Here is a 26,421-nt window from a genome sequence, read left to right on the forward strand (position 1 = left end):
CAGTGCGCCGGGCAGACGGTCTCGCCAAGGCCGCTGAAATTCCGTAACGTCGCCCGGCCGCTTTTCGCGATGAGGAGTTTCGCGCCATGAATTCCATGCTTCGCCGCCTCGCCCTTGCCGCTGCTCTTACAGTCGGCGCCGGCGCCGTGCTTGCTCATGCCGAAGGCGGCGGCGACCTCGTCGTGTTCGACTGGTCAGGCTATGAAGATCCGTTGCTGCACCCCGACTACACCGCCAAATACGGCGCCGAGCCTACCTTTGCTTTCTTCGGCGACGAGGAGGAAGCGTTCCAGAAGATGCGCGCCGGCTTCAAGGCCGACATCGCCCACCCCTGCTCGCAAAGCGTGANCGAGGAGGAAGCGTTCCAGAAGATGCGCGCCGGCTTCAAGGCCGACATCGCCCACCCCTGCTCGCAAAGCGTGACCAAGTGGCGCGAGGCCGGCATTCTGCAACCGCTCGACACCTCGCGGATCGCCGGCTGGAAGGATCTCAATCCCGGCATCATGGCGATGAAGGATCTCGCCGTCACCGCCGACGGCAAGGCCTGGTTCATGCCGTTCGACTGGGGCAACACTTCGCTGCTCTACCGCACCGACAAGGTCACGGCGGAGGAAGCGCAGTCGCTGAAGATTTTCGCCGATCCCAAATTCAAGGGCCGCGTCACCATCGGCGACAATGTCGATGACGCCTATGCGCTGGCCAGCCTGGTCATCGGCCTCAAGGACTGGACCAAGATGACCGACGCGCAGTTCCAGGAGGCGTCCGCCTTCCTGCGTGACGTCCACAAGAACATCCGCTTTTACTGGACCGACGACACCGACCTCAACCAGGCCTTTACCGGCAATGAGGTCGACCTCGTCTGGGGCTGGAATGAGACCTTCGTGACGCTCAAGGGCCAAGGCATGCCGATCGCCATGAACCGCGACACCAGGGAAGGCATATCCACCTGGGTGTGCGGCTATGTGCTGATGAAGGATGCGCCGGGCAAGCTCGATCAGGCCTATGATTTCCTCAGTGCGGTCAACGCGCATGCCGTGTCCGATTACTTGGTCAAGACCTTCGGCTACGGCCACGGCAACAGTGCCGGGATGGCCGCGATCAACCATCAGGTGCTGAGCGACCGTGGCTTCGACAATCTCGACAAGTTCTTGGACAAGACGCTGTTCCAGCAGCCGGTGCCGCCTGAGCTCAAGCAGCGCATGGTCACGGAATTCGAGAAGATCAAGGCCGGCTATTGAGCGACAGGACTGAAAGAACCGATGTCGTCATCGTCGGCGCCGGTTTCACCGGCCTGTCGGCTGCGCTTGAGCTGAGAAAGGCCGGCATCAATGTCGTGCTGCTCGAAGCACGCGACCGCGTCGGCGGCAGGGTCGAGGCTATTCGCAACGGGCTTGGCGAGCGCATCGACAGCGGCGGCCAGTTTTTCTGCGAAGACATGCCGGAGGTGACGGCGCTGGCCGCGTCCCGTGGCAAGGCCTTCGTCGAAACCTATGTGAATGGCGATTTCATCACCCATCCATCGCTGTCGGTCGAAGAGGCCGAACGGACCTATCATGGCGCGATGGCAATCCGCGAGCGGATGAATGCGATCGAGCCGGACGATCCCTTGATCGCCGGCATGAGCGCTGCCGCCTGGCTCGAACGCCAGCCTGATCCCACTGACGCCAAGACGGCTTTCCGCTCGATGATCGAAGGCCTGTGGTGCCTGGCGATGGACAAGGTGCCGCTGTGGTACCTCATCGACAATGACCGCCGCATCACCAACGAGGTGCCCGAGCTGCAATATTCGCTGCTCGAAACCATGCAGTCGCTGGCCGAGGACATGGCGGGAGATCTCGGCGACAGGGTTTGGCTGAACGAGCCGGTTACGCGCATCGAGCACGGGCCGCAAGGGGTTCGTGCCGTCTCGGCAAGCAGCGCCATCGAAGCGCGAAAAGTGCTGGTCGCGCTGCCGCCGGCGACGGCCGCGAAGCTGGATTTCGCGCCCGCTCTGCCGCCGGCTCTCGCAAAGGCGCTCGGCGTCTGGGAAAGCGGTGCGGTGATCAAGATCCTGGTGCGCTATCCCACGCCGTTCTGGCGCGAGCGCGACCTGTGCGGCATGGTGATGTGGCGCGACCTGCCGGGCCTGTTCGCCTGTGACGCCAGCAAGGATGCGCAACATGCCGCGCTGGTCGTCTTCGTCGGCGGACCACTGGCGTTGCGTTGGCGTCCGCTCGCGGACGCGGCGCTGCGTGCGGAGGTCACGGCAAGGCTCGTTGATGCCCTTGGCCCGGAGGCGGCCGGCATTATCGATTTCAGCCAGCGCGACTGGATCGATGACCGCTGGAGCGGCGGCGCCTACAGCGACCTAATTGTCGATGTGACGGCACGGGATGCCGAGCGCACGATCCGTGCCGGCGCTGCCCCGGTTCATTTAGCATCGTCGGAACTGTCGCCGTCATTCCCGGGCTATGTCGAAGGCGCCATCGTGATGGGGCGGATCGCAGCCAAACAGATCGCGACGGAACTTAAAATTCTTAGTGGAGCATGATCTTATTCCGAAAATCGGTTCCCACTTTTCGGGATCATGCTCAGTCCGCCATCGCCACCAGGGCCTCGGGATCGTAGCCGAGGCGGACCGACGTGCCGACGGGGATATCGTCGGCGCCGAAGTCGTTGGTCTCGGTGACCGACAGTGGCTTTTCCAATCCGGGTATCTCGACGATCAGGTGGGTGATCTCGCCAAAATAGTGGCGTTCGACCACCTTGCCGGCCACTTCGAATTTCGCCGTCGCATTGTCCCACAGCACGCGCAATCGCTCCGGCCTGATGCCCAGCGTGGCGCCGCCGCCATTGCGCACGAAGGCCTTCGGCTTGTCGGTCCTGACGCGGCCGAAGCCCAGCGTGTCGACGACCAGCGAGGCGGCATTCTCCTCTATGATCTGCGCTTTTACGAAATTCATGCCGCCGAGGAAATCGGCGACTTGGCGGTTGACCGGCCGCTGGTAGATTTCCTTGGGCGAGGCGACCTGGGCGATCTTGCCGCCGAACATTACGGCGATGCGGTCGGACATAGCGAGCGCCTCATACTGGTCATGGGTGACCAGCACGAAGGTGATGCCGACCGCCTGCTGCAGGCGGCGCAGTTCGACCTGCATCTGCTCGCGCAATTTCTTGTCGAGAGCCGACAGCGGCTCGTCGAGCAGCAGCACCTTGGGCCGCATCACCAAGGCGCGGGCGAGCGCCACGCGCTGGCGCTGGCCGCCGGAAAGCTCGGTGGCGAGGCGTTTGCCGAGGCCGGTGAGCGACACCTGCGCCAGCGCTTCCTCGACGCGGCGCTTTTCTTCCGTTCCTCCCAGCCTGAGCCGTTTCAGCCCATAGGCGACATTCTGCTCGACATTGAGATGCGGGAAGATGGCATAACTCTGGAATACCATGTTGGTCGGCCGGCGGTTGGCCGGGATGCCTTCCATCGACTGGCCGCCGACCGAGATCGAGCCGCTGGTCGGGTTGTCGAAACCGGCAATCATGCGCAGCAGCGTGGTCTTGCCGCAGCCGGAAGGGCCGAGCAGCGAAAAGAACTCGCCCTCCTTGATGGTCAGCGAGGCGTCGTCGAGCGCCTTGAACGCCCCATAGCTGCGGGCAACGCTGCGGATTTCGATCATTGCTCGGTCTGTTTGGGGTCGATCAGATTGGGCCCGCTCGGACTTATCTTGCTTGGATGGCTCATCCTGAGGCCGTTCGGCCCGGGACTGCTCAGGCATAGAGGCCTCCCTCGCTCTGGGTGCGTCTGGCCGCATGGCGGCGCAGGATCTCGGCAACAGTCATCAAAACGAAAGAGGCAACCAGCAGCAGTGTGCCCAGCGCCAACACACCCGGCAGCTTGGCGGCAAAGCGCAACTGGCCCCAGATATAGATCGGCAGCGTCGTCTCGGTGCCGGTCAGGAAGAAGGCGATGACGAACTCGTCGAGCGAGATGGTGAAGGAGACCAGCAGGCTGGAAATGATCGCCGGCGCCACCATCGGCAGCGTCACCCGCCGGAAGGTGCCGAAGGCACTCTCGCCGAGATCGGCGGAGGCTTCTTCGAGGCTGCGGTCAAAGCCCTCGAAACCGGCGGTCAGCACCGTCATCGAATAGGGAATGCAGATCAGGACATGGCCGAGCACGACGGTGAACAGCGACAGGCTCAGGCCTAACTGCAGCATGACCAGCAGCATGGAGATGGCGAGGATGATTTCCGGCAGCACCAGCGGCGCCATGATCAGGCCATTGATTGTGCGGCGGCCGGGATAGCGGTAGCGGGTGATCGAGCGGGCGGCGAGGATGCCGAGCAGCGTCGACAGCACCGATGCCGAGATACCGACGATCAGGCTGTTCCAGGCGGCGTCAAGCAGCGCTGGCGTCTTCGGCAGGTCTTGGTACCATTTCAGCGTATAGCCGGTGAGAGGAAATTTTGGCGTCGGCGCGGTGTTGATCGAGAAGATCGGCAGGAAGATCACCGGCAGATAGAGAAAGACGACGTAGAGGAAGGCGTAGGCGGACAGCCAGCCGCCGGGAAAAAGGCGCCGCCTCGCCGTCATCGCGCCAGCCTCTGCAGCGCGCGGATGATGAGCACGGTGGCGCCGGCCATCAGCGTCACGACCAGCATGGTGGTCACCGAAAGTGCTGCGCCCAGCGGCCAGTTGGAGGCCTTGTGAAACTGCGACTCGATGGCATTGGCGATCATCACGCCATCCTTGCCGCCGACCAGCCTTGGGGTGACGTAGTCGCCGACGGTGGGGATCATGACGATGAGAGCGGCCGAGATGACGCCCGGCGCCGACAGCGGCAGCGTTACGCGCAGGAAGGAGCGCAGCGGGCCGTCGCCAAGATCGGTGGCAGCCTCGACCAAGGTGCGGTCGACCTTCTCGAGCGAAACGAAGATCGGCAGGATGGCGAAGGCCGCCCAGGCGTGCGTGAGCGTGATGATGACGGCGCTGGAATTGTAGAGCAGCGCGGTCGACGGTCCGTCGATGATGCCAAGGCCCATGAGGCCGGAATTAAGCACGCCATTATAGCCGAGGATCACCTTCCATGACATCACGCGCAGGAGATAGCTGGTCCAGAACGGGATGGTGATTAGAAACAGCCAAAGGCCTTTGTGGCGGCCGCCATGGAACGAGATGAAATAGGCGATCGGATAGGCGAGAATGACGGTGAAGAAGCTGACCGTCATCGAGATGTAGAGCGAGCGCCACAGAAGATCGCGGTAGATAGGCTCGGTCAGCGCGATGCGATAATTCTCCAGCGTGAATGTGTGGTCGATGGTGAGGTAGTTCTGCGTCCAGAAGGAGTGGGCGAAGACCACCAGGATCGGCACCAGCAGCAGGATCAAAGCGTAGACCAAGGTCGGGCTGATCAGGGCAAGACCCTGGACGGATTCGGACTGCAGAAGGGCGTTTCGCCTTGCTCGCGTCATACGCCGCGTGGGCACCCCTTCGGCAGCTACCGTCATTGCAGCGACCCGGGCGTGATCTCGGTTGCTGGCTCGAACTGTTCCGCCATGATGCTCCCATCGACCGGGCCGGCTGCCTGTTCCCAATTTTTGCGGAGCGCGCTTTGCTGGCCGCGCTCCAAGCTAGCCGGCTTTCTTTCATCATGAGCGCATCCGTGCATTGAAATCAAGCGCTATTTCTGTAATATTGATTGAACGGACATTCAAAATGGAGTGAAGAAAGCCGCCCTTGGCGCTTCATGTTCTGTCCGGCAAATTACGCTCAGACGATGCGAGGCAATGATGGCGGCTGCAAGAGACCTAAGAGCGATGGAAATGGCTGACGGTGACGATGCGGTCGAGCTGGCCAAGCGCCATCTCATCCAGCCCTGGCCTTATGCCGGCTCGGTCGGCAATGAAGCGCGTGCGCTGATCGGCGAGGGCGATGGCATCTACATCACCGATGTAACAGGCAAGCGACTGATCGACGGGCCGGCCGGCATGTGGTGCATCAATGTCGGCCACCGCCGCGAGGAGCTGGCCAGGGTGATGTACGACCAGGCGATGATGCTGTCCTACAACACGCCCTGGTATACGATGAATGCGCCGTCGGCCGAGCTCGCCAAGCGCCTCGCCGATCATGCGCCGGGCGATCTCAGCCATACCTTCTTCACCACCGGCGGATCGTCGGCTGTCGAGACGGCACTGCGCTTCATGCAGTTCTACAACAATGTGCGCGGGCGGCCGGAAAAGAAGCTGATCCTCAGCCGCGGCGGCGCCTATCACGGCTCGACCTATCTGTCGGCCTCGCTCAACGGCCGGCCGCGCGACCGCGACTGGATGGACGGCGCCGACGATCTGGTCGTCAAACTGTCCTCGCCAGACCCGTTCCGGCGGCCGAAAGGCATTGACATCGCCGCCTTCTGCGATTTCCTGGTCGATCAGTTTCGCGATACGGTCGCCCGGGTCGGCGCAGAGAAGATCGGTGCTTTCGTCGGCGAACCGGTGCAGGCATCCGGCGGCGTCGTCGTGCCGCCGGATGGCTATCTCAAGCGCATTCGCGAAATCTGCAGGGACAACGATATCCTCTATATCTCCGATGAGGTGGTGACCGGCTTCGGGCGGCTCGGCCATGTCTTTGCCTCCGGCGATGGCTTCGGCATCGACCCCGACATGATCACCTTCGCCAAGGGCGTTACATCAGGCTATTTCCCGCTTGGCGGCGTCATCATCTCGGAGCGGCTGCTTCAGGAAATGCGCCGTTCCAACCATCCCGATGCGATGTTCGGCCATGGCCTGACCTATACCAGTCATCCCATCGGCTGCGCGGTGGCGCTGAAGAACCTCGATATCCTGGAAGACAGCGTGCTGGCCCACACGCGCGATGTCGCGCCCTATTTTCAGTCGCAGTTGAAGACGCTGGAGGAACTGCCGCTGGTTGGCGAAGTCCGCGGCATGGGCCTGATGGGCTGCGTCGAGTGCGTAGCCGACCGCGAAAGCAAGGATCCGCTGCAGCTCGACAAGGATGTCGGCAAGCGCATCGACGCGCATTGCCACGAACTCGGCCTCCTGGTCCGGCCGCTGATCAACATGTGCGTGATGTCGCCGCCGCTGATCATCACGCGAGAGCAGATCGACGACATGGTGGCGATCCTGCGTGAGGGGATCTCGCGGACCATGGATGATCTGCGCAAAGAGGGCGTGTGGCAGGGGTGATAGCATTCCTCGCCCCGTTCTACGGGGAGAGGATTCCGGCAGGCGGGCGGCCGGCTTGCGAGATTTTGGCGCAGGCGCTTGCCAAGGTTAGGATTCCGCAACCAATAGCGAGATGATGGCGCTGCCCATCATCCACCCTTTGGGCACCTTCTCCCCGTGAAACGGGAGAAGGGAAAAGGCCCTACACCTGCGAGCGCATCGCCTCATTGAGGTTCCACATGTCCTTCTCCTCCGGCGCGGTCTCCAGGCCCAGCACCGGGATCTGCTTGCGCAGATGGTCGTGGTGGGTGCGCACACCGTATTCGAGGTCGGAGAGATAAAAACCCTCGAAGGCCTCCGAGATCATGGACTCGTTCGACCACACGGAAAGCTGCACGTCCTCGTTCATGGTGTCCCGGTCGATGCGGTAGGCGAGATAGCGGGCGGCCGCCTGTTCCCGGGTCTCGTCGGGGTAGCGGTAGATGGCGCCGCGCAGCAGCGTCTCGCCGGTCGACAGCGGGAACTCCTGATAGAACTGCACCGATTCCGGCATGATCGACAGCGCGTTGTTGGGGAAGATGCCGTAATAGATCCAGGCCCTGCGCAGATGCTCCGGCAGGTGTGAGGCATCGGGCGTGAGCTTGATGTATTCGCGCACGCTCCAGCGCCGGCCGGCATGCGGATTGTAGGTGGCAAACGAGCGCGACACGCCGTTGATGAACGGCTCATCGAAATAGGTCGAGCCGTAGAGATCCTGCAGCGCCGGATGCGCCATGGCGACGTGGTAGCCTTCATTGTCGACGTCGCGCACCGACTTCCAGTTGACCGGCGTCTTCTGTGTCCAGATGCCCCAGGACGGCACCATCTCGGCCACGTTGTAGTGTGCCATCTCGGCCTCGATCGGCTTCAACAGTTCGGCCACCGAAGGCTGCGGGCCGCCCTTGCGAAAGCGGACAAAGATGAAGCCCATCCATATCTCGAGGTCGAGCGGCATCAGGCCGAATTCGGTCTTGTCGAGCTCGGGGAAGGAGCGCGGCCGGGCGGCGCCGCGCAGCGTGCCGTCGAGATTGTAGACCCAGCCATGGAACGGGCAGACCAGTGCGTTCTTGCAGGTGCCCTGGCTGTCGGCGACGACACGGCTGCCGCGATGCCGGCACATGTTGTTGAAGGCGCGCACGACGCCGTCCTTGCCGCGCACGATGAGCGCCCGCTCGCCGACCACGTCCATAGTCAGATAGTCGCCGGCATTCGGCACGTCGCAGACATGGCCGGCGATCTGCCAATGGTTCCGGAAGACGTATTCCTTCTCAAGTTCGAGAAGCGCGTCGGAGTGATAACTCCAGCCCGGCAGACCCCGCCGGTCCCAATCGTTGGGGATCGCCACGTCACGGAGATGCGGGTTCATAAAAAAGCTCTTCTTTTATTGAATACTCATTCAATAAAACCATATTTTGCATTGAAATGCAATGGCTTGTAGAAATCTCAACTTTTCAAGTCGGCACAACAGGGCCCGCTGAAAGCCAGAAAATCCCGGAATATCCGGGCGTTAACCGGGGTCGTGAAATAGCTGTCCGGCATGCGGATTTGGCCGTGCCGAGCTTGCAAACACGGCCCGCTCCGAGACGAAAAATACCTGGCGTCCGCAAATTCGATCCGCAGTGTGAGCTTGTTCATAGTGCGGCCGACAGGAAGCGGGCTTGGTGCGTTCGCGGCCCGCCTGTCGTCAACATTTGATTGCGCGCATGAAACAGCTTCGCAAATGCATCTTGCCGTCGGCACATGACCGGATCTGTCCGGATATGCCCGAATTTCTTGTTTCAAACCTGTTACGCGGGCAAGCCAAGCGCATCATTCGCCCGTTACCAGGCGCGCTTAGGTACGTTTCATAAGAAAACGAAGGGGAGCAGCAATGCATACGAAAGTCGAGATCACCAGCAACGAACGGCGCGCCAAACTGGCACTGCGTCAGCGCGCCAGCGACCATCCGGTTGCGATGTTCTCCATGCTGGGCGCCTGCGCTCTGGCCGTCATGTTCCTGACGCCGGCTTCCGGTCCGGCTTTTGCTTCGCTCAACCCGCCGGCCAATGTCGTCCAGGGCGCGCCGACCACCATCAAGACCACCCGGCTGCCGGAGCCGGAAATCGATTTTGCCTGCCAGGGTCAGGCCTGGGGCGCCGAGAGCGCGGAGTGCCTGCGCGTCATCGCCGCGCAGTCCGGCGTGCACAAGGCGCGTTCCGTCCGCATGATCGCCAACGCAGCGCCGCTGACCACGACACCCAACGTTTTCTGAACCTCCCGAGCGCTTCCTCCCGCGCTCGTTCTTGGCTCCCGCCGCTTCCCTCGGTCGGGAGCCTCTTTTTTAGGGCCTATCGATATTCGGGTGAGGCCGGCCTGCGCATGGAGGTTCCCTGCGCTTCCGGTGCTCGCGTACTTCAAGTACGCTCCGCTCCGGTTCTCGGGAACCACCATTCTCGACTCCGCCTGACCCGAATCTCGATAGACCCTACGTGGGTGCTTCGGAAAATTAGCCGGCGGCGGCGACCTGGTCGGCTATTGCCGAGAGTACGCCGCGGACGTCCAGCGTCGAGAACGGCTTTTCCAGGATTTGCGGGCGCTGCGGCGCCGGCAAGGCTTCGATCTCGGCCTTGGCGCCGATCAGGTCGCCGGTTACCAACACGAAGCGTTTGGCCAGCGCCAGGTTGTCGGCGAGCAATTCGCGGTAGATGGCAATGCCGCTGGTGCCGGGCATGCGCAAGTCGGAAAAGACGATGTCTGGTGGCATGTGGCCGGTCAGCGTTGCCGCCGCAGACGTCCAGGCTGGCACGATCCGCGACTTGATGCCCATCAGTTCCAGTATGTCGGACAGCGAGCCGGCGACGTCGGGTTCGTCGTCGATGATCAGCGCATGGCGCAAGCCGCTGGAGCGGGCCGGGCTGTCGCCGACCGCGGCCGCGCCGCGGGTGATCGCCGGCAGCTGGACGACGAAGCGCGCGCCGCGCGGCAGCACCTCCTCGAACCAGACATTGCCATTGTGGCGCTCGATGATCGACTTCGAGATCGACAGGCCGATGCCGGTGCCGACGCCAACCGGTTTGGTGGTGAAATAGGATTCGAAGATGCGGCTGCGGATCGCTTCCGGCACGCCGGGTCCGTTGTCCTCGACCGAAAATCCGGGGTTGCCGCGGTCGCTGCGGAACGTCCGCACCTTGATCAGCCGGTCGCCGCCAATGCCGGCCAGAGCGTGCTGGCTGTTGATCAGGAAATTGGCGGCCACCTGCGTTACGTGGTCGGCATCGGCCATGGCCAGCAGCGGGCCGGGCGCGAAATCGGTGTCGATGATGATGCCGCTCGAGCGCGCGCCATAAGCAGTCACTTCGAGTGCCGCCCGGATCACCTGGTTGAGGTCGGTCTCGGCCTGGGCCGCGGGATGCAGGCGCACCATCGACAGGAAGCTTTTGACGATTCGGCCGCAACGCTCGGCGGCGGCGCGCACTTTCTCGGCGCGAACCTTGGTCTGCGGGTCGGTGGCGAATTCATGCAGCAGCGTCGACTGAGCAACGACCACGGCGAGCGGGTTGTTGAGCTCGTGCGAAACACCGGCCAGCAGCGAACCCATCGCCGCCATCTTCTCGTTCTGGTGCAGTTTTTCGCGCTGGCGGTTGATCTCTTCTTCGGCGCGCAGCTTATCGCGCAGATCGCGGATCGAACCGAAGATGAGCTGACGGTCGGCCACCCGCATCTCGGTCGCCGTCAATTCGATGGGAAACACCTCGCCGGCCGCATTCTGTGTCACGGTCTCAAGCCGCTGGCCAACCATCGGCGCGCCGCGGCCAGACATGTATTCGGCGCCCGAGACATAGCCCTTGCGGTAATATTCCGGCACCACGGTATCGAGCAGGTCCTTGCCGAGGATGTCGCTGCGCTGATAGCCGAACATCTTTTCGGCGGCCGGATTGAATTCGATGATCGAGCCGGTCTCGTCGATGACGATGATGGCGTCGAGCGACGCCTGCAGCATGGTGCGGCGGATGACTTCGCTGGCATGGGCGTCGGACGGCGAGTGCTCGATGGCGTCGCCGATGGCGAGCGCGATGATGTGCATCGTCGCCTCTTCCTCTTCGGTCCATTCGCGCTCGTTTAGGCAGTCGTTGACCGCGAACGTGCCCCACAGATGACCGTGCGCGAACACCGATACCGACAGGAACGACTTGATGTGCTGCTTTTCGAAATCGGCCCTGAGGAACCCGTCGAGATCGCGCGTATGGCCGGCGAAGATCTTGCCTTGCCGCTCGTCCTCTCCAATCCGCTCCAGCAGCGGATCGGTATCGACGATCGACTGCATGATCACCGTCGGCGAAGCCAGTTCGCCGCCGAAGCGAGGATCGATCCAGTAGGCGGCGACCGATTGGGCGAAGCCCTGGCCGGGCAATTCGCGCAGCCTGAACAGGATGCCGCGTTGGCAATTCATGGCGCTGCAGAGCGTTTCGAGGATGGTTTCCATCTCGCGCTGCCAGTCGCCGGCATCGCGCAACCGGCGGACGACGCGCACAGCCGCCATCGCGGCGCTCTGGCGAGCGCCTTGCGGGTCCATGCGTGGTGCTGGTTCAGCGGTCATGTCAGCCATCAGTAAAGGGCCGCCGAATTAGGCAGCTATGGAGCATTTCACGAAAAAGGTGAAACGCTCCATGTTTCAATGCAATCTCGAACGGAAAATCGCTACGCACTGTTCCTGGAATTGCTAAAGCGTTTCACCGTTTCACGGAAACGGAGAAGCCTCTATCTATTTGTTTTTACGCAATTCCGGGCGGAAACCGCGTACACTTTTCCTGTAATTGCTCTAGTGCCCGTCACCGGTCGGCAGCGAGAAGATATAGCCTTCGCCGCGCACTGTGCGCAAAAATTTCGGATTGGCCGGATCGGTTTCGATCTTCTTGCGCAGCCGCATGATGCGAATGTCGACGGCGCGCGACGATTCAGGATCCTCGACAAAACCAATCGCCTCGGAGATCGCCGATCGCGTCAACAGCCGGTTGGCGCGGGTCAGGAAAACCTCCAGCACATCGAACTCGCTCTTGGCCATGTCGATGACGGCGCCGTTGGCGCCGGTGACAAGCCTGCCGTCGAGGTCGGCCTGGAACGGGCCGAAGGTCAGGCGGCGGCCGCCATCGGCTTGTGTCTTCGCCGCCTGGGGCGGGCTCGGCTGCGGAACGCGGCGCAGCACGCTGCGCACACGAGCCAGCACCTCACGCAACTCGTAGGGCTTGACGATGTAGTCGTCGGCGCCAAGCTCCAGCCCGACAATGCGGTCGAGTGCGGTGCCGGCGGCCGTGGCATAGATGATGCCGACCGGTATTTTCGAGCGCAGCCAGCGGCCGAGCGACAGTCCGTCCTCGCCCGGCATGGCGATGTCGAGAATGGCCAAATGAAACGATTCCGTCTCCAGCAAGGCGCGCGCCTCGGCCGCGCTTCCGGCTTGGGTCACATCGTAGCCGTTGGCGCCGAGATACTCGGCGACCGCGTCCCGGAGATCGGGCTCGTCCTCGACGATGACAATCCGTGCCCGCACTATGGCCTCGCTCCCGCTTTCAGCGGAAAGTAGATTGGGTATAAACATGATGTCCAGCACTCATATCCGGTTGCGGGGGAACGGGAAGAAAAACATGGCTGCACGATCCGTCATCGCGCTGGTTTCCGTCGCCGATGTGGTGGCCGGCGATCTTGCCGATCATCTCGACCGGCGCGGCCATGACGTGCGCGAGGCGCGGCAGCCCTGGGAAGCTGAATCCCTGCTTTCGGCCGGAGGCATCGATATCGTCATCGTCGGCGACAGCCTCAGCCAGGCGGAGGGGCGGGACCTGCTCAGGCGTTATGGCGGCGGCCAGAGCGCGGACGGGAAGGCGGGGCCGGATTTCATCCTGATCTGCCGGCCGGCCGATCTGGTCGACAAGGTGCTGGCGCTCGAGCTTGGCGCCGCAGATGTCGTCGAAAGTCCGCTCAATGTCAGGGAGCTTGCCGCGCGCATCGGCGGCCTGCTGACGCGGCGCGGCAGGTCCGCCCAGGAACTGATCGTGCTGGAAAATGCCACCGTCGATTTGCGGTCGGCCATCGTCATGCACCGTTCGGGTACGGAAGAACAGCTGTCGCCGGGCCAGGTGGCGCTGCTCAGGCTGTTTCTGGCCAGCCCGCGCAAGGTGCTGACGCGCGACGACATCATTGCGGCGGCGCCCGCCGAAAATGCCGATGCCTTCGACCGCTCGATCGATTCGCGCATCGTGCGGCTGCGCCGCAAGCTCGACACCGAAACCATCACAACTATACGCGGCGCAGGCTACCGGTTCGACCCGCCGACGCAGCGCGCCGACTGAGTGTCGGGAGGCTGGATTGTTCCTCGGCTCGCCCAAAAAAGCTGCGCAATCTCGGGCGCCATGCATAGGCGTCAGCGCACCACCAGAAGCGATGGTCCCGACGGCAATTCGCTGGCGACTACGATTTCGCTGGCGGCATGCGCGCGGTCCTTCAGGAGAACCGTGGCGAGACCGGCAAAGCCGAGCAGGCCTTGTGCATAGAGCAGTACCGAAAGCACGGAGGCTGCAGATTTCGTCTTCATCGGTTGTCCCCAAAAATCAGAACCGCGGGTGCTTCAGGATAAACCCGAAGTGCCCGCGTCGCCCACGGAGCCCCCCGTTGCGACGCGGGCCTTCGGTCCTCTCGGCAGCAAGTTGCCGGAGGGGCCGCGCATCCACTTCAACCCGAGGCCGACCCGCCAGAGGGCCCTGAGACGGTTGATGCGCAGACTGGAGACAATCCAGACCAAGGCTATGAACAGCGCGGCATGCAGCGTCGAAATCTCACCAAAATTCATCACCGCCAGTTTCGTCATCGGGGTGCCGGCTACTGTGCCGATGCCGCCGACGACACATGCGGCGATGCTTATCCTGAAGAGCCAGGACAGGGTGGTTGATTTGATGCTCATTTTCGTTGCCGCCGGCTGTTCTCGTTGGGATGACTGTGCCGCGAGCCTGTAACCAGATCATGCCGCCCAGGCCGCGCTTTGTTGCAAGTCGGTTTCGAGCGAAGCCAATCTTCTTTCATATAAGGACATGAGCACTTTCGTTTGGGGGCGCGGTGCGTGATCGGGAGTGCGCAGCGAAGACGGGAGCACGCTCCTTGTTGTCCACCTTGCTTGTAACCCGAGGAAACAGATTCGAAACACAAACGAGCGTCGATCGAAATCAGCCTGAAACATGACGCAGGGATAAGCGGCCATCGAATTGACGCCGGCCGGGCCGGCAAAGGGGAGCCATCATGTACAAAGCCATTTCCGCCAAACTCATCAACGTCGCCGCCGCCGCTGCCGGCGCCGCGCTTCTGCTTGGCGCTGCCAATAGCACCGCCCATGCCGCGGCAAACCAGATCGTCGCGCGTGTTTCGCTGTCGCAGCAGACCATGGAAGTGCTGGTCGATGGCCGGCCGACTTTCGCCTGGAAGGTCTCGACCGGCGACAGTGCGCATGTCACGCCGACCGGCTCGTTCAAGCCGACCCGCATGCACGAGATGTGGCATTCGAAGAAATACGACAACGCGCCGATGCCGCACTCGGTCTTCTTCAGCGGCGGCTACGCCGTGCATGCGACCAACGCCATCAAGCGGCTGGGACGGCCGGCGTCGCATGGCTGCGTGCGGCTGCATCCCGACAATGCCGCCGACTTCTACCAGTTGGTCGAAACCTTCGGCCCGACCAACACCAGCATCGTCATCGTCAAGTAGCAGACTGCGTTTGGAGCGATGGTGCAGCGCAGCCGAACAGGTCATGCCGCACCGCAAGTTCCCGCCTCGGAGCTCCATCGGGGCTTCGCGGTAAATCAATCCAGTCAAAAAAAGAGGCCGGAAATTTCCGGCCTCTTTTCGTTTGTTCGCTGACACCGTTCGCGCTCAGTCCGCGTGCACCGGCATCAGCTTCGGGTCTGGCTTTTCGGCGTGGTGCGGCAGGTCCTTGCTGGCGATGAAGGTGTAGAACATCGGCACCACGAACAGGGTGAACATGGTTCCGACCAGGATGCCGGTGAAGATTACGAGGCCCATCGAATAGCGCGCCGCCGCACCAGCACCACTGGACACGATCAGCGGCACGACGCCGAGCGCCATCGCCGCTGTCGTCATCAGGATCGGCCGCAAGCGCACCTTGGCCGAGGCGACGATCGCATCGCGCCGCCTCATGCCATGCAACTCGCGCTGCTGGTTGGCGAACTCGACCAGAAGAATGCCGTGCTTGGTGATCAGACCTATCAGTGTGATCAGGCCGACCTGCGTGTAGATATTGAGCGTTCCAAGCCCCAGATTGAGCGGCACGATGGCGCCAAAGATCGACAGTGGCACCGCCATCATGATGATCAGCGGGTCGCGGAAGCTTTCGAACTGCGCCGCCAGCACCAGATAGATGACGATTACGGCGGCTGCGAACGCGATAAGGATCGTGTTGCCCTGCTCCTTCTCCTGCCGGGACTGGCCGGAATAATCGATGAAGAAGGTATCGGGCAGGCTCTCCTTGGCAAGGTTCTCCAGGGTCTGCAGCCCGTCGCCCGTGGTGACGCCGGGAAGCGGCAGCGCTGATATCGTCGCCGAGTTCAGCTGGTTGAACTGCTCGATCGCGGCCGGCGCGGCGTTGGTCGAAATCTTCACTACCGCTGAAAGCGGCACCATTTCGCCGGTCACGCTACGCACGAAATATTCGCCGAGCTTCTCGGGATTGTCGCGGAATTCCTTCGGCACCTGCGGGATGATGTCGTAGCTGTTGGAATCGCGGTCGAACTGAGCCACTTCGGCGCCGCCGACCAGCAGCGTCAGCGTCTGGCCGATGTCGGCGATCGGCAGGTTGAGAGCCGCCGCGCGGTCGCGGTCGATGGTCACCGTCACCTGCGGAGCGTCAAAGGACATCGAGTTTTGCACGACGATGAAGCGGCCGGAGGCCTGCGCCTTGTTCTTAATCTGCTCGGCCGCCTCGTAGACCTCGGCGGAACCACCGGTCGAGCGCACCACCATGGAGATCGGCAGGCCGCCGCCGGAGCCCGGCAGCGTCGGCGGCGCGAAGACGAAGGCCTCGACGCCGGCCACCTTGCCGAGGCGTCCCTGGATATCGGCTTGAAGCTCCTTTGAGTTGCGCTGGCGCTCGGCCCAATCCTTAAAGGCGAAGCCGACAAAGGCGCCGTTGGTGGCGCCGCCAAAGGCAACGGCGGAGAATTGCGCCCTGGTTTCGGGAATGTCCTTCACCAAGCCGAGGATCTGGTTGACGTAGGTCTCGGTGTAGTCCGAGGTCGCGTAGCGCGGTGCCGTCACGATCGACAACAGGAAGCCCTGGTCCTCTTCCGGCGCCAGTTCGCTCGAGGTCTTGGTGAACATGAAGCCGGTGAGCGCAACCAGCGCCACGACCATCAGCAGCGTCACCGGTCGATTTCTCAAGGAGGCGGTTACCGCCCGCTCATAGACATGCTCGACACGGCTGAAGGTTCCGTCGACGACGCGCTGGAAGCGACTGTGCGATCCCGCCTTGAGCAGACGCGCCGCCATCATCGGCGTGATGGTGACGGCTATGAGGCCGGACAGCACCACCGAACCGGCGAGCGTCACCGCGAACTCGCGGAACAGCGCGCCGGTCAGGCCGCCGGTGAAGGCCAGCGGCGCGAACACGGCGGCGAGCGTGATGGTCATGGCCACGATGGCGGAGAAAATCTCGCGCATGCCGTTGAAGGCCGCCTGCATCGGCGACATGTGGTCCTCCTCCATGTGGCGATGAATGTTCTCTACCACCACGATAGCGTCGTCGACGACAAGGCCGATGGCCAGCACCATGGCCAGCAGCGACAGAAGGTTGATCGAATAGCCGACCGCAAACAAAAGGAAGCAGACGCCGACCAGCGACAGCGGGATGGTCACGATCGGCATCATCACCGAGCGGAATGAGCCGAGGAACAACAGGATGACCACGACGACGATGGCGACGGCTTCGGCGATGGTCTTGAACACTTCATCGATCGAGGCGCTGATCTGTTCGGTGGAATCGTAGACGATTTCGATGGTCATGCCTTTCGGCAGCGTCTCTTGAATCAAAGGCACGATCTTGTGGATCGCCTCCGCCGTTGTCAGCGGGTTGGCGGCCGGCGTCGGGAAGATGGCGAGGAAGGTGCCGGGCTTGCCATTGAAGCTCACCCTCGTGTCGGTGCTCTCGGCGGCAAGCTCGACTCGCGCCACGTCGCGCAAGCGCACCACCTGGCCGTCCGTCGAGCGCAGCGGAAGCTCGGCAAAGGCCTCAGGCGTCTGCAGCGTCGAGCGAACCGTGATCGAGGAGACGACATATTCGTTCTCGGTGTTGCCGGGCGCCGACAGGAAGTTGGAGTTGTTGATCGCCGCCAGCACTTCGGCGGCGGTGACGCCACGCGCAGCAAGCTTGACCGGGTCGATCCAGACCCGCATCGAATATTCCTCGGCGCCGAAGATCTGCACGTCGGCGACACCTTCGACCGTCGACATGCGGGGCCGCACGACGCGCTCGATATATTCGGTGAGTTGCTCCTTGCTCATGTTCGGATTCTGCATCGAGATGTACATCATCGCGAACTCTTGGCCGGTGCCCTTGACGATGACCGGGTCCTTGGATGCATCCGGCAAGGTGCCGCGTACGCCCTGCACTTTCGACAGGACCTCCGTCAGCGCGACATCCGGATTGGAGCCGAGCTTCATCTGGACGACCACAGTGCTCGAAGACGGCCGGCTGGACGAGGTGACGTAGTCGATGTTCTCGGTCGAGGCGACGGCCCGCGCGATCGGGGCGGAGATGAAGCCCTGGATCAGGTCGGCGCTGGCGCCGGGATAGGCGGTGGTGATGGTGATCGCCGTCTCGTCAACCTTGGGATACTGCCGGATCGACAGGTTGAAGATGCCTTGGAAACCCAGGAGCAGGATCATGCAGGCGAGGACGGTGGAGAGGACCGGCCGGCGAATGAAGATGTCGGAAAAGTTCATTGCTGAGCCTGCTGGTTCGCCGACTTGCTGGGGTCAATGGTGTTGTCGACAGCGACGGACATGCCGTTGAAGAGACGGTTCTGACCGGCGGTGACGACCTCGTCACCGGCCTTGATGCCCTCGACGATCTCGACCATGCCGTCGTTGCGGCGGCCGGGCTTCACGAACACCTGCGACAGCACGAGCGCCGGCTTTTCCGGTTCTGCCGCGGGCTTCGCGGGGTCGACAGCCGGCTTGTCCGCGGGCTTCGCCGCGGCGTCTTCGGCAGCCGGTTTCGCGCCGGCCGGCTTTGCATCTGCCGCCGGCTTTGCCGCGTCGGCCCCTGCGGCAGGCTTTTCCTCGGGTTTCGCGGCCGGGGCGCCTTCCGCCGGCTTCGCCGGAACGACGACGAAGACGAAGTCGCCATAGAGGCTCGACGTCAATGCCGTCTGCGGCAAGGACAGAATGTTTTTCTCCTGCGGCAGCTCGACGCGAACCTGGACGAACTGGCCGGGCGTCAGCTTGCCGTCGGGGTTGGCGACCTCGCCGCGGACGGACACCAGGCGGCTTGAAGCGTCGATCTTGGGATCGATGCCGCGAATCGAGCCGGCAAACGGCATGTCGGCGCCGCCGCCGGTGCCGCCGAGGCCGAGCCGCACCGCCTGGCCTATCTTGAGCAGCGGCAGCTGCTGTTCGGGTACCGAGAAATCGACCCGCATGGTGTCCAGATCCTGCAAGGTCACCACTGCGTTGCCGGGCGAGAGATATTGGCCGAGGTCGATCTTGGGGATGCCCACGGTGCCGGCGAACGGCGCCGTCAGCTGCTTCTGATCAAGCACGGCCTGCAGCTTGTTGACCTGCGCGGCGGAGGCCGATGCAGCGGCTTGAGCGGTGTCGAGCGTGGCATCCGTTCCGACGCCGCGCCGCTGCAGTTCCAGCGCGCGTTCGAGCGCCGTCTTGTCGGACACGGACTGCGCCTTGGCCGCGACGAGATCCGCGCGTTCGACGGCATCGTCGAGCTGCAGCAGGACCGAATCGACAGGCACCTTCTGGTTGGCGTGGAAAAGGATGTCCTTTACGATGCCGCTGGTCTCGACGGTAAGGTCGACACCGCGCACGGCGCGTACCGTGCCGATCGCCTCGACGCCCGGCGTCCAGTCGGAAGGCTTGACGACAACCGTCGATACGGTCGTCGCCGGCGGCTTCATGGTGGCGAAATACTGTTTGATAGCGTTGTCGCGGAACAGGTTGAAGCCGACAACGCCGACGCACACCAGAGCGAGCAGAAGCAGAATTGCGGTGATAGAGATGAAGCGCTTCACGAACTGTCCCCTCGGCCGGTTTCCGGCAAAATAGCCGAATAGCGGGACACTTATCGACGCCAGGTCCCGATTACAAATGACGGCGAACTTACTGTACCGTCTGGACGGTCTTGTCAATTCCGCGTAGGCTGGTGCGGGGGAAGGGATCGATGAAGACCCAAAGGGCAAATTCGCGCGACAAGATACTCGCCGCCGCCGCCGAAGTCGCACGCGAGACCGGTCCCGGCAGCCTGTCGCTTGACGCCGTCGCCAGCCGCGCCGGCGTGTCGAAAGGCGGCCTGTTATATAACTTTCCGACCAAGGCCAAACTGATGCAGGGCCTGGTGGAGAATTACCTGCGCGCGTTCGAGCTGGCGCTGGAATCGGGCCGTGTCGCCGGCGCCAGCGGCGAGAGCCTGCTCGCCACCTATATCCGGCTCTCGGCGGATGATTGCGAGGAGCCGAAGCCGACGGCTTCGTGGATATTCTCGGCGATCGCCGAGGATCCGGATTTCCTGACGCCGATAAAAGCCTTCAAGTCGCAGCTGCTGCAGCGGCTGAAGAGCGAGACGCCGGACCTCAAGACGCTGCTGGTCTGCTTTCTGGCCATCGAAGGGCTGCGCAGCATGAACCTCTTCGATTCCGACGTGCTGTCCGCCGACGAACGCCACTTGCTGGTATCGGCCCTGCTGGAGATTGCAGGATAGCTCAGGGCGTCGCGTCGAAGAAGCGATACGGGCCGGGCGGAAGGACGGTTGGTGAGCGGCATGGCATAGGCACGCATCACGACATCGGCGATTTCAAGCTACAGCCCCCCTGATTCGTTGGATGATGGTTCAGGAATGACTGCGCGAATGCGCGGCCGACTATGATGCGCCGCACCATAACACTGCCGTGTCAGCCTTGACGTGTCAGCCTTGAGACGGCGCTCGGCGAGGCCGGCAAAGCGCGTTTTAGTGCTGTAACAGCGCCGACATATGGTTATGGCGTTGTCATGTTGCGGCGCACAAACTATGTGTCTTTGTAGTCCCTCCCAACAGTCGCGAGATCTCCATGGGTTCCCTTTCTTCGAAGAATGCGCTCGTCACCGGATCGACCAGCGGCATTGGCCTGGCCATTGCCCGCGCCCTTGCCGCCGAGGGCGCCAACGTCACGATCAACGGCCTTGGCGAAGCCGCGGCGATCGAACAGGAGCGCGCCGGCATCGAGAAGGATTTCGGCGTCCAGTGCCGCTACTCCGGCGCCAGCATGATGGACGGCGCAGCGGTGACCGCCATGCTGCGCGAAGCCGAGCAGGCCTTGGGCAGCCTCGACATTCTGGTCAACAATGCCGGGATACAGCATGTCGCGCCAATCGAGGAGTTTCCCGACGACAAGTGGGAAGCCATCATCCGCATCAATCTGCTTGCCGCCTTTTACGCGATCAAGGCCGTGGTGCCCGGCATGAAGGCGCGCAAATGGGGCCGCATCATCAACACCGCGTCGGCGCATGCACTGGTCGCCTCGCCGTTCAAGTCGGCTTACGTCTCGGCCAAGCACGGCATAGCGGGTCTGACCAAGACGGTAGCGCTGGAAGTCGCGCAGGACGGCATCACCGTCAACGCCATCGCGCCCGGCTATGTCTGGACGTCACTGGTCGAAAAGCAGATCCCCGACACGATGAAGGCGCGCGGCATGACCGAGGAACAGGTCAAGCGCGACGTGCTCCTGGCGGCACAGCCGACGAAGCAATTCGTCACCGTCGAGGAGCTCGCCGCGCTGACACTGTTTCTGTGCTCGGACTCGGCCAGGCAGATTACCGGCACGACTTTGCCGATGGATGGCGGCTGGACGGCGCAGTAGGCGCGCTCCCCCGGCGCCGCTCTTTCCTTGACAAAGACGAAAGATCAATCCAGCATTGTGGCAAGGGGTTCCTTCGCGACGACCCCGTGAGGCGTCAGCCCAATGATCGCGTCCAAACTCTCACTCTGGAGGTGGACGCCATGCCGTCAACAACCGCAATCACCGTAGCGCAGCTTTCCCGCCTTGTCGGTCTGTCCGACGCGCCTGTTCTTGTCGATGTCCGCATCGACGAAGACTACGACGTCGATCCGCGGCTGCTTCCGGCCTCGTGCCGGCGCGACTTCAAGTCTGTTTCGAGCTGGGCGGCCGAGTTCACGGGGGCTCATGCTGTCGTCATCTGCCAGAAGGGGCTGAAGCTCTCGCAAGGCGTTGCCGCATGGCTGCGCCATGAGGGCATTGCTGCCGAATCCCTTGAAGGCGGCTTCGAGGCGTGGCAGGCGGCCAAGGGACTTCTGGTCAAGGCCGACAAGATACCGCCCCGCGACGACAAGGGCCGCACGGTCTGGGTGACGCGTGCCCGCCCCAAGGTCGACCGCATCGCCTGTCCTTGGCTGATCCGCCGCTTCGTCGATCCCTCGGCGGTGTTCCTGTTTGTCGAGCCGTCTGAAGTGCTGGCGGCCGCCGATCGGTTTGGGGCGGTTGCCTTCGACATCGACGACGTGTTCTGGAGCCATCGCGGCGAGCGCTGCACCTTCGACACGATGATCGAAGAGTTCGGGTTGCGGTCCGAAGCGCTCGATCGCCTTGCGCTGATCGTGCGTGCAGCCGATACGGCGCGCCTCGATCTCGTACCGCAGGCGGCCGGGTTCCTCGCTGCATCGCTCGGGCTGTCGCGCATGTTCCGCGACGATCTCGAACAGCTTGATGCCGGCATGCTGCTCTACGATGCGTTCTTCAGATGGTGCCGCGATGCCACTGACGAAACCCACAATTGGCCCAGCGCGGGCAAAGCGCCATGAGCGCCCTCGCCGCGGACGACGATGCACAGGCTACCGAGGCTCCGATCGTCCCGACCTTCCGCCAAGCCGCGAAACTGTGGGCAAGGATCGGCCTGCTCTCCTTCGGCGGGCCGGCCGGACAGATCGCGCTGATGCACAAGGAATTGGTCGAGGATCGCCGCTGGATCGGCGAGCAGCGGTTCCTGCATGCGCTCAACTACTGCATGCTTCTGCCAGGCCCCGAGGCACAGCAGCTCGCCATCTACATCGGCTGGCTGCTGCACCGGACCGCCGGCGGCCTCGTTGCCGGCATCCTGTTCGTGCTGCCCGGTGCGTTTGTCATGCTGGGCCTCAGCATCTTCTACGTGCTTTACAATGATGCGCCCGTCATCGAGGCGCTGTTTTTCGGCATCAAGGCGGCGGTGCTGGCCGTCGTCGTCGAGGCGGTCCTCCGCATCGGCAAACGGGCGCTCAAGAACCGGGTGATGATGGCGATCGCGGTGGCCGCGTTCCTTGCCATCTATGTCATCAGGCTGCCGTTTCCGCTGATCATCCTGGTTGCAGGGCTGACCGGCTGGATCGGCAACCGCTTGGCACCGGCGCGTTTTTCCGGAGCCGCACGCGGCAAGGACAATTTGCCCGATGTCAGGGGCGCCGTCGACGTCATGTTCGAACGCGGCGAACTCGCTCACACCAAGCCGACGAAATGGCACGCGCCGCGCACCATCGCGATCTGGCTGCCGATCTGGCTCGGGCCGGTCGTACTGATCCTGGCGCTGACCGGCCCTGCCAGTGTTTGGGCACAGCTTGGCGGCTTCTTCAGCCTGATGGCGGTGGTCACATTCGGCGGCGCCTACGCCGCACTCTCCTATGTCGCGCAGGCAGCGGTGACCTCGTTCGGCTGGCTGGCGCCGGGTGAAATGGTCGATGGGCTTGGCCTGGCCGAGACGACGCCGGGACCATTGATCCTGGTGCTGCAATTCGTCGGCTTCGTCGCCGCCTATCGTCACGCCGGTGCGATGGGACCGCTTGTCGCCGGATCGCTCGGCGCATTGCTGACGCTCTGGGTGACGTTCGTGCCGTGCTTCTTCTGGATCTTTCTCGGTGCCCCCTACATCGAAGCGCTGCGCGGCAACAAGGCACTGTCGGCGGCGCTGAGTGCGATCACGGCGGCTGTCGTCGGCGTGGTGATGAACCTTGCGCTGTGGTTCGCACTGCATGTCGTCTTCGGCGCGGTGCACCGCGTTGGCCTGGGCATGGAGGTGCCGGTGCTGTCGTCGCTGGATTGGCGTGCCGCGCTGCTGGCGGCAGCCGCTATGGTCGCCATGCTGAAACTGAGGATCGGCATGCTGCCGACATTGGCCGGCTCGGCGCTGGCCGGACTGGCGCTGCTGGCCTTGCCTGCGTAGCGTCCGAAGGCGCGACCAGCCATTATCACAGCCGGATTTTTGAGGTATGCCGGGCCGGCGCACAACGGTCGCGGGCGCTGGTAGGATCAGCGCTGGCCCCGGAGATACCCTTTACGTCGAACCCGATACCGCCAAGCTGAACCTGCTCGACGCGGAGAGCGGCGCGCTGGCGAACTGATTTGACGAGGTTGGCCGAGCTGTTCAAAGTCGATCCTGGATCGCACAACGGGATATGACATGGTGGATTCCGATCGGATCGACAAGCTGATCGCAGGGGTGCCCCCCGCCTTGGCGCTTCGTGCCGGGCTGGACCTTGGCATCTTCACCTGGCTCGGCGGCGATGCTGCGACTGCCGACAGCCTTGGGGCAGCGCTCAAAGTCGAGCCCGCTCGTCTGTCGCGGCTCCTCTACGCGCTCGCCAGCATCGGTCTCCTCGACGTCGAGGATGGTCAGTTTCGCAACGGAGCCGAAGCGTCGGAGTTTCTTGACGCGTCCAAGCCGACCTATCGCGGCGGCGATCATGTGCTGCTGCGCGAACTCTGGGGAGCCGACCTTTTGACCGCAGAGTCGCTGCGGCAGAACTGGCCGGCCGCGCTGCACGACTTTTCCGAAGCGGGGCCAGAATCCGCAGCGGCCTTCAGCCGCATGCTCGCACCGGGAGGGGTGATTTTCGGCCGAAATCTCGCCCGTGAACTGGACTTCTCGGCGGTCAGTTCGGTGATCGACATCGGCGGCGGCGCCGGGACCATTCTGGTCGGTCTTCGCGAGCGATGGCCGCATATTGCGGCGACTTTGATGGAACTCCCGACGGTCGCGGCGGTCGCACCAGCGATCCTGTCGGAATACGGTGCCGGCGATGTGGTTGTCGAAGAAGGCGACATAACGGTCGCGCCATCGACCGGCCGGCATGACTTGGCAATCCTGAAGGCTGTCGTCCAGGTCCTGCCGCCGGACCAGGCGCGCAGTTCGATCCTGAACGCGGCGCGTTGCCTCACCCAAGGAGGCGAGATCGCAATTGCGGGGTGGGGTGTCGTCGATGACGACCGTCTCGGCCCGCCTGAGGGTGTCTTTCTCAATCTCACCTTCCTGAACCTTTACCGCGCAGGCGAATCGTACACGGAAGGTCAGTATCGCGGGTGGATGGCCGAAGCTGGGTTCCGGGATATCTCCAGGTCGCAGCTGACCGACGGCACCACGTTGTTTCGTGGGCGCCTCACGGACTGATCGTGGCTGCTGGTGATCCCGACAGGAATCGAACCTGTGACCTACAGATTAGGAATCTGCCGCTCTATCCTACTGAGCTACGGGACCACGCGGCCCGACACATAGCCGCTTCCGATCGTTTCGCCAAGAGGGCTCGCCGAAGGCAATGAAGAGGCCGGCCGAAGGCAATTCGGCCGGCCTTTCGGCGGCATATGTCAGGCTGCGAGCGCCGTTTCGGCCAGTTTTACCCAGTAGCTCATGCCGTGCGGGATGACTTCGTCGTTGAAGTCGTAGGCCGGATGGTGGAGGCCGGCGGTCTCGCCATTGCCGATGAAGATGAAGGCGCCAGGGCGGGCTTCCAGCATGTAGGAGAAGTCTTCGCCGCCCATCACCGGCTGGATGGCGCGGTGGACCTGGGTGTCGCCGGCGACATTTGCCGCGACATCGCCGGCAAAGACCGTTTCTTCCGGATTGTTGAAGGTCACGGGATAGTTGGCGTCATAGTCGACGGTGATCGTCGCGCCGAAGGCGGTGGCTATTCCTTCGCAGATGGTGCGGATGCGCTCTTCCGATTTCTTGGCGATCTCTTTCTTCAGCGTGCGCACCGTGCCGGCGATCTCGGCGGTCTCGGGAATGACGTTATAGGCGTCGCCGGCGTGGAATTTCGTCACCGAAACCACCACCGCCTCGACCGGATCGGTGCTGCGCGAAGCGACCGTCTGCAGGGCGCCGACCAGCTGGCTGGTGATGACGATCGGGTCGATCGTGCCGTGCGGCATCGCCGCATGGCCGCCGCGGCCCTTCACGGTGATGGTGAACTCGGCGGTCGCCGCCATGATCGGACCCGGCCGGATGGCGAACTGGCCCACCGGCAGGCCCGGCATGTTGTGCATGCCAAAGACCCGCGAAATATCGAAACGCTCCATCATGCCGTCCTTGACCATCTCGTTGCCGCCGCCGCCGCCCTCTTCGGCCGGCTGGAAGATGACCGCGACCGAGCCGGCGAAATTGCGCGTTTCGGTCAGATATTTGGCGGCGCCCAAAAGCATCGCCGTATGGCCGTCATGGCCGCAGGCATGCATTTTGCCAGGAATGGTCGAGGCATAGGGCTTGCCGGTGATCTCGTTGATCGGCAGCGCGTCCATGTCGGCGCGCAAGCCGATGGTCGCGCCTTGCCCCTTGCGGCCATGGATGATGCCGACGACGCCGGTCTTGCCGAGGCCCGTCACCACGTCGTCGCAGCCGAATTCCTTCAGCTTCTCGGTGACGAAGGCGGCGGTCTTGAAGACATCGAAATTCAGTTCTGGCGTCTGGTGCAGATGGCGTCGCCAGCCGGCAACTTCATCCTGCATCTCGGCGGCGCGGTTGAGAATCGGCATAATGGTTCCATCTCGCTATTGGAGCAGACGATCTGGCCTGCTTGATTGCAATTGTGATTGCCATGCTTGTTGCCATCTTGGCACTTTGCCATCTTGGCGTCACATAGGGTAAATAGCACCCCAGACAATGTGATCCGGAAATTGAGGGCCGGATCAGGTCATGCTGGCCATCGCGTAACGAAATCTTACGGAGCCAGGGGCGACTA

At 63.0% G+C, this 26,421-nt stretch carries 22 protein-coding genes and 1 tRNA gene; 11 read left to right on the forward strand and 12 right to left on the reverse strand.

What is annotated here, in order from left to right; genetic code table 11:
* Positions 1-86: 86 nt before the first annotated feature.
* Positions 87-1,238 carry an extracellular solute-binding protein gene (locus X733_RS154485; protein WP_023818446.1) on the forward strand — a complete coding sequence of 384 codons (1,152 nt, stop codon included), beginning with the start codon at positions 87-89 and terminating at the stop codon, positions 1,236-1,238.
* Positions 1,235-2,530, forward strand: a complete 1,296-nt coding sequence (locus X733_RS154480; RefSeq protein ID WP_023818447.1) for a flavin monoamine oxidase family protein — start codon at positions 1,235-1,237, stop codon at positions 2,528-2,530. The genes X733_RS154485 and X733_RS154480 overlap by 4 nt, the downstream gene beginning before the upstream one ends.
* 40 nt (positions 2,531-2,570) lie before the next feature.
* Here X733_RS154480 and X733_RS154475 read toward each other — a convergent pair whose 3' ends face one another.
* From X733_RS154475 to X733_RS154465, 3 genes are all read right to left on the reverse strand, one after another.
* The gene (locus tag X733_RS154475; RefSeq protein WP_023818448.1) at positions 2,571-3,644 is read right to left on the reverse strand and encodes an ABC transporter ATP-binding protein; all 1,074 of its coding nucleotides are present in this window, start codon (positions 3,642-3,644) and stop codon (positions 2,571-2,573) included.
* A 91-nt stretch (positions 3,645-3,735) separates the two neighbouring features.
* Positions 3,736-4,560, reverse strand: coding sequence for an ABC transporter permease (locus tag X733_RS154470; protein WP_023818449.1), 825 nt, complete (start codon positions 4,558-4,560; stop codon positions 3,736-3,738).
* On the reverse strand, positions 4,557-5,474 hold the full coding sequence (locus tag X733_RS154465; protein ID WP_023818450.1) for an ABC transporter permease: 918 nt from the start codon (positions 5,472-5,474) through the stop codon (positions 4,557-4,559). The genes X733_RS154470 and X733_RS154465 overlap by 4 nt, the downstream gene beginning before the upstream one ends.
* A gap of 282 nt (positions 5,475-5,756) precedes the next feature.
* Here X733_RS154465 and X733_RS154460 point away from each other — a divergent pair, with 282 nt between their 5' ends.
* Complete coding sequence (locus tag X733_RS154460; protein ID WP_023818452.1) at positions 5,757-7,169, forward strand: aminotransferase; 1,413 nt, start codon at positions 5,757-5,759, stop codon at positions 7,167-7,169.
* A gap of 181 nt (positions 7,170-7,350) precedes the next feature.
* Here the strand turns inward: X733_RS154460 and X733_RS154455 are convergent, their stop codons facing one another.
* Positions 7,351-8,553, reverse strand: a complete 1,203-nt coding sequence (locus X733_RS154455) for an aromatic ring-hydroxylating dioxygenase subunit alpha (RefSeq protein ID WP_023696407.1) — start codon at positions 8,551-8,553, stop codon at positions 7,351-7,353.
* Positions 8,554-9,057: 504 nt separating this feature from the next.
* Between X733_RS154455 and X733_RS154450 the strand changes: the two genes are divergently transcribed.
* Positions 9,058-9,438, forward strand: coding sequence for a hypothetical protein (locus X733_RS154450; RefSeq protein ID WP_023690129.1), 381 nt, complete (start codon positions 9,058-9,060; stop codon positions 9,436-9,438).
* 234 nt (positions 9,439-9,672) lie between these two features.
* Here X733_RS154450 and X733_RS154445 read toward each other — a convergent pair whose 3' ends face one another.
* Both X733_RS154445 and X733_RS154440 read right to left on the reverse strand, forming a co-directional pair.
* Positions 9,673-11,763, reverse strand: coding sequence for a hybrid sensor histidine kinase/response regulator (locus tag X733_RS154445; RefSeq protein WP_023818453.1), 2,091 nt, complete (start codon positions 11,761-11,763; stop codon positions 9,673-9,675).
* Between the two features lie 222 nt (positions 11,764-11,985).
* Positions 11,986-12,714 (reverse strand): response regulator transcription factor, encoded by a 729-nt coding sequence (locus X733_RS154440; protein ID WP_023670064.1) that lies wholly within the window; start codon positions 12,712-12,714, stop codon positions 11,986-11,988.
* Positions 12,715-12,808: 94 nt separating this feature from the next.
* On the opposite strand from X733_RS154440, the gene X733_RS154435 reads away from it, so the two are divergent.
* Complete coding sequence (locus X733_RS154435) at positions 12,809-13,513, forward strand: response regulator transcription factor (RefSeq protein ID WP_023670063.1); 705 nt, start codon at positions 12,809-12,811, stop codon at positions 13,511-13,513.
* 71 nt (positions 13,514-13,584) lie between these two features.
* On the opposite strand, the gene X733_RS1000000167900 is transcribed toward X733_RS154435, so the two are convergent.
* Positions 13,585-13,755, reverse strand: a complete 171-nt coding sequence (locus tag X733_RS1000000167900; RefSeq protein ID WP_023670062.1) for a hypothetical protein — start codon at positions 13,753-13,755, stop codon at positions 13,585-13,587.
* A 33-nt stretch (positions 13,756-13,788) separates the two neighbouring features.
* Complete coding sequence (locus X733_RS1000000167905; RefSeq protein WP_023818454.1) at positions 13,789-14,121, reverse strand: hypothetical protein; 333 nt, start codon at positions 14,119-14,121, stop codon at positions 13,789-13,791.
* A gap of 332 nt (positions 14,122-14,453) precedes the next feature.
* On the opposite strand from X733_RS1000000167905, the gene X733_RS154430 reads away from it, so the two are divergent.
* The gene (locus tag X733_RS154430; protein ID WP_023730774.1) at positions 14,454-14,915 is read left to right on the forward strand and encodes a L,D-transpeptidase; all 462 of its coding nucleotides are present in this window, start codon (positions 14,454-14,456) and stop codon (positions 14,913-14,915) included.
* Positions 14,916-15,080: 165 nt separating this feature from the next.
* On the opposite strand, the gene X733_RS154425 is transcribed toward X733_RS154430, so the two are convergent.
* Positions 15,081-18,164 (reverse strand): efflux RND transporter permease subunit, encoded by a 3,084-nt coding sequence (locus X733_RS154425; RefSeq protein ID WP_023696405.1) that lies wholly within the window; start codon positions 18,162-18,164, stop codon positions 15,081-15,083.
* Entirely contained in the window at positions 18,161-19,465 is a 1,305-nt protein-coding gene (locus tag X733_RS154420) for an efflux RND transporter periplasmic adaptor subunit (protein ID WP_023818455.1), read from the reverse strand. The genes X733_RS154425 and X733_RS154420 overlap by 4 nt, the downstream gene beginning before the upstream one ends.
* Positions 19,466-19,614: 149 nt before the next feature.
* On the opposite strand from X733_RS154420, the gene X733_RS154415 reads away from it, so the two are divergent.
* The 5 genes from X733_RS154415 (at position 19,615) to X733_RS154395 (ending at position 24,857) form a co-directional block, all read left to right on the forward strand.
* On the forward strand, positions 19,615-20,151 hold the full coding sequence (locus X733_RS154415; RefSeq protein WP_023818456.1) for a TetR/AcrR family transcriptional regulator: 537 nt from the start codon (positions 19,615-19,617) through the stop codon (positions 20,149-20,151).
* 346 nt (positions 20,152-20,497) lie between these two features.
* Positions 20,498-21,286, forward strand: coding sequence for a 3-hydroxybutyrate dehydrogenase (locus X733_RS154410; protein ID WP_023818457.1), 789 nt, complete (start codon positions 20,498-20,500; stop codon positions 21,284-21,286).
* Between the two features lie 140 nt (positions 21,287-21,426).
* On the forward strand, positions 21,427-22,245 hold the full coding sequence (locus tag X733_RS154405) for a sulfurtransferase/chromate resistance protein (protein ID WP_023683941.1): 819 nt from the start codon (positions 21,427-21,429) through the stop codon (positions 22,243-22,245).
* On the forward strand, positions 22,242-23,633 hold the full coding sequence (chrA, locus tag X733_RS154400; RefSeq protein ID WP_023742910.1) for a chromate efflux transporter: 1,392 nt from the start codon (positions 22,242-22,244) through the stop codon (positions 23,631-23,633). Before X733_RS154405 ends, chrA begins: the two co-directional genes overlap by 4 nt.
* 237 nt (positions 23,634-23,870) lie before the next feature.
* Complete coding sequence (locus X733_RS154395) at positions 23,871-24,857, forward strand: methyltransferase (protein ID WP_023818458.1); 987 nt, start codon at positions 23,871-23,873, stop codon at positions 24,855-24,857.
* A 10-nt stretch (positions 24,858-24,867) separates the two neighbouring features.
* Here X733_RS154395 and X733_RS154390 read toward each other — a convergent pair.
* Together X733_RS154390 and X733_RS154385 are read right to left on the reverse strand one after the other, a co-directional pair.
* Positions 24,868-24,944 (reverse strand) — tRNA-Arg (locus tag X733_RS154390).
* A gap of 107 nt (positions 24,945-25,051) precedes the next feature.
* On the reverse strand, positions 25,052-26,215 hold the full coding sequence (locus X733_RS154385) for a M20 aminoacylase family protein (protein ID WP_023818459.1): 1,164 nt from the start codon (positions 26,213-26,215) through the stop codon (positions 25,052-25,054).
* Between the last annotated feature and the right edge of the window lie 206 nt (positions 26,216-26,421).

Source organism: Mesorhizobium sp. L2C066B000 (assembly GCF_000502335.1).
Classification (GTDB): Bacteria; Pseudomonadota; Alphaproteobacteria; order Rhizobiales; family Rhizobiaceae; genus Mesorhizobium.

Excerpts from the sequence above, each read along its gene's own strand:
- X733_RS154475 (WP_023818448.1), bottom strand. The coding sequence starts at position 3,644 with ATGATCGAAATCCGCAGCGTTGCCCGCAGCTATGGGGCGTTCAAGGCG.
- X733_RS154470 (WP_023818449.1), bottom strand. The coding sequence starts at position 4,560 with ATGACGGCGAGGCGGCGCCTTTTTCCCGGCGGCTGGCTGTCCGCCTAC.
- X733_RS154465 (WP_023818450.1), bottom strand. The coding sequence starts at position 5,474 with ATGACGGTAGCTGCCGAAGGGGTGCCCACGCGGCGTATGACGCGAGCA.
- X733_RS154460 (WP_023818452.1), top strand. The coding sequence starts at position 5,757 with ATGGCGGCTGCAAGAGACCTAAGAGCGATGGAAATGGCTGACGGTGAC.
- X733_RS154455 (WP_023696407.1), bottom strand. The coding sequence starts at position 8,553 with ATGAACCCGCATCTCCGTGACGTGGCGATCCCCAACGATTGGGACCGG.
- X733_RS154450 (WP_023690129.1), top strand. The coding sequence starts at position 9,058 with ATGCATACGAAAGTCGAGATCACCAGCAACGAACGGCGCGCCAAACTG.
- X733_RS154445 (WP_023818453.1), bottom strand. The coding sequence starts at position 11,763 with ATGACCGCTGAACCAGCACCACGCATGGACCCGCAAGGCGCTCGCCAG.
- X733_RS154435 (WP_023670063.1), top strand. The coding sequence starts at position 12,809 with ATGGCTGCACGATCCGTCATCGCGCTGGTTTCCGTCGCCGATGTGGTG.
- X733_RS1000000167900 (WP_023670062.1), bottom strand. The coding sequence starts at position 13,755 with ATGAAGACGAAATCTGCAGCCTCCGTGCTTTCGGTACTGCTCTATGCA.
- X733_RS1000000167905 (WP_023818454.1), bottom strand. The coding sequence starts at position 14,121 with ATGAGCATCAAATCAACCACCCTGTCCTGGCTCTTCAGGATAAGCATC.
- X733_RS154430 (WP_023730774.1), top strand. The coding sequence starts at position 14,454 with ATGTACAAAGCCATTTCCGCCAAACTCATCAACGTCGCCGCCGCCGCT.
- X733_RS154425 (WP_023696405.1), bottom strand. The coding sequence starts at position 18,164 with ATGAACTTTTCCGACATCTTCATTCGCCGGCCGGTCCTCTCCACCGTC.
- X733_RS154415 (WP_023818456.1), top strand. The coding sequence starts at position 19,615 with ATGAAGACCCAAAGGGCAAATTCGCGCGACAAGATACTCGCCGCCGCC.
- X733_RS154410 (WP_023818457.1), top strand. The coding sequence starts at position 20,498 with ATGGGTTCCCTTTCTTCGAAGAATGCGCTCGTCACCGGATCGACCAGC.
- X733_RS154405 (WP_023683941.1), top strand. The coding sequence starts at position 21,427 with ATGCCGTCAACAACCGCAATCACCGTAGCGCAGCTTTCCCGCCTTGTC.
- chrA (WP_023742910.1), top strand. The coding sequence starts at position 22,242 with ATGAGCGCCCTCGCCGCGGACGACGATGCACAGGCTACCGAGGCTCCG.
- X733_RS154395 (WP_023818458.1), top strand. The coding sequence starts at position 23,871 with ATGGTGGATTCCGATCGGATCGACAAGCTGATCGCAGGGGTGCCCCCC.
- X733_RS154385 (WP_023818459.1), bottom strand. The coding sequence starts at position 26,215 with ATGCCGATTCTCAACCGCGCCGCCGAGATGCAGGATGAAGTTGCCGGC.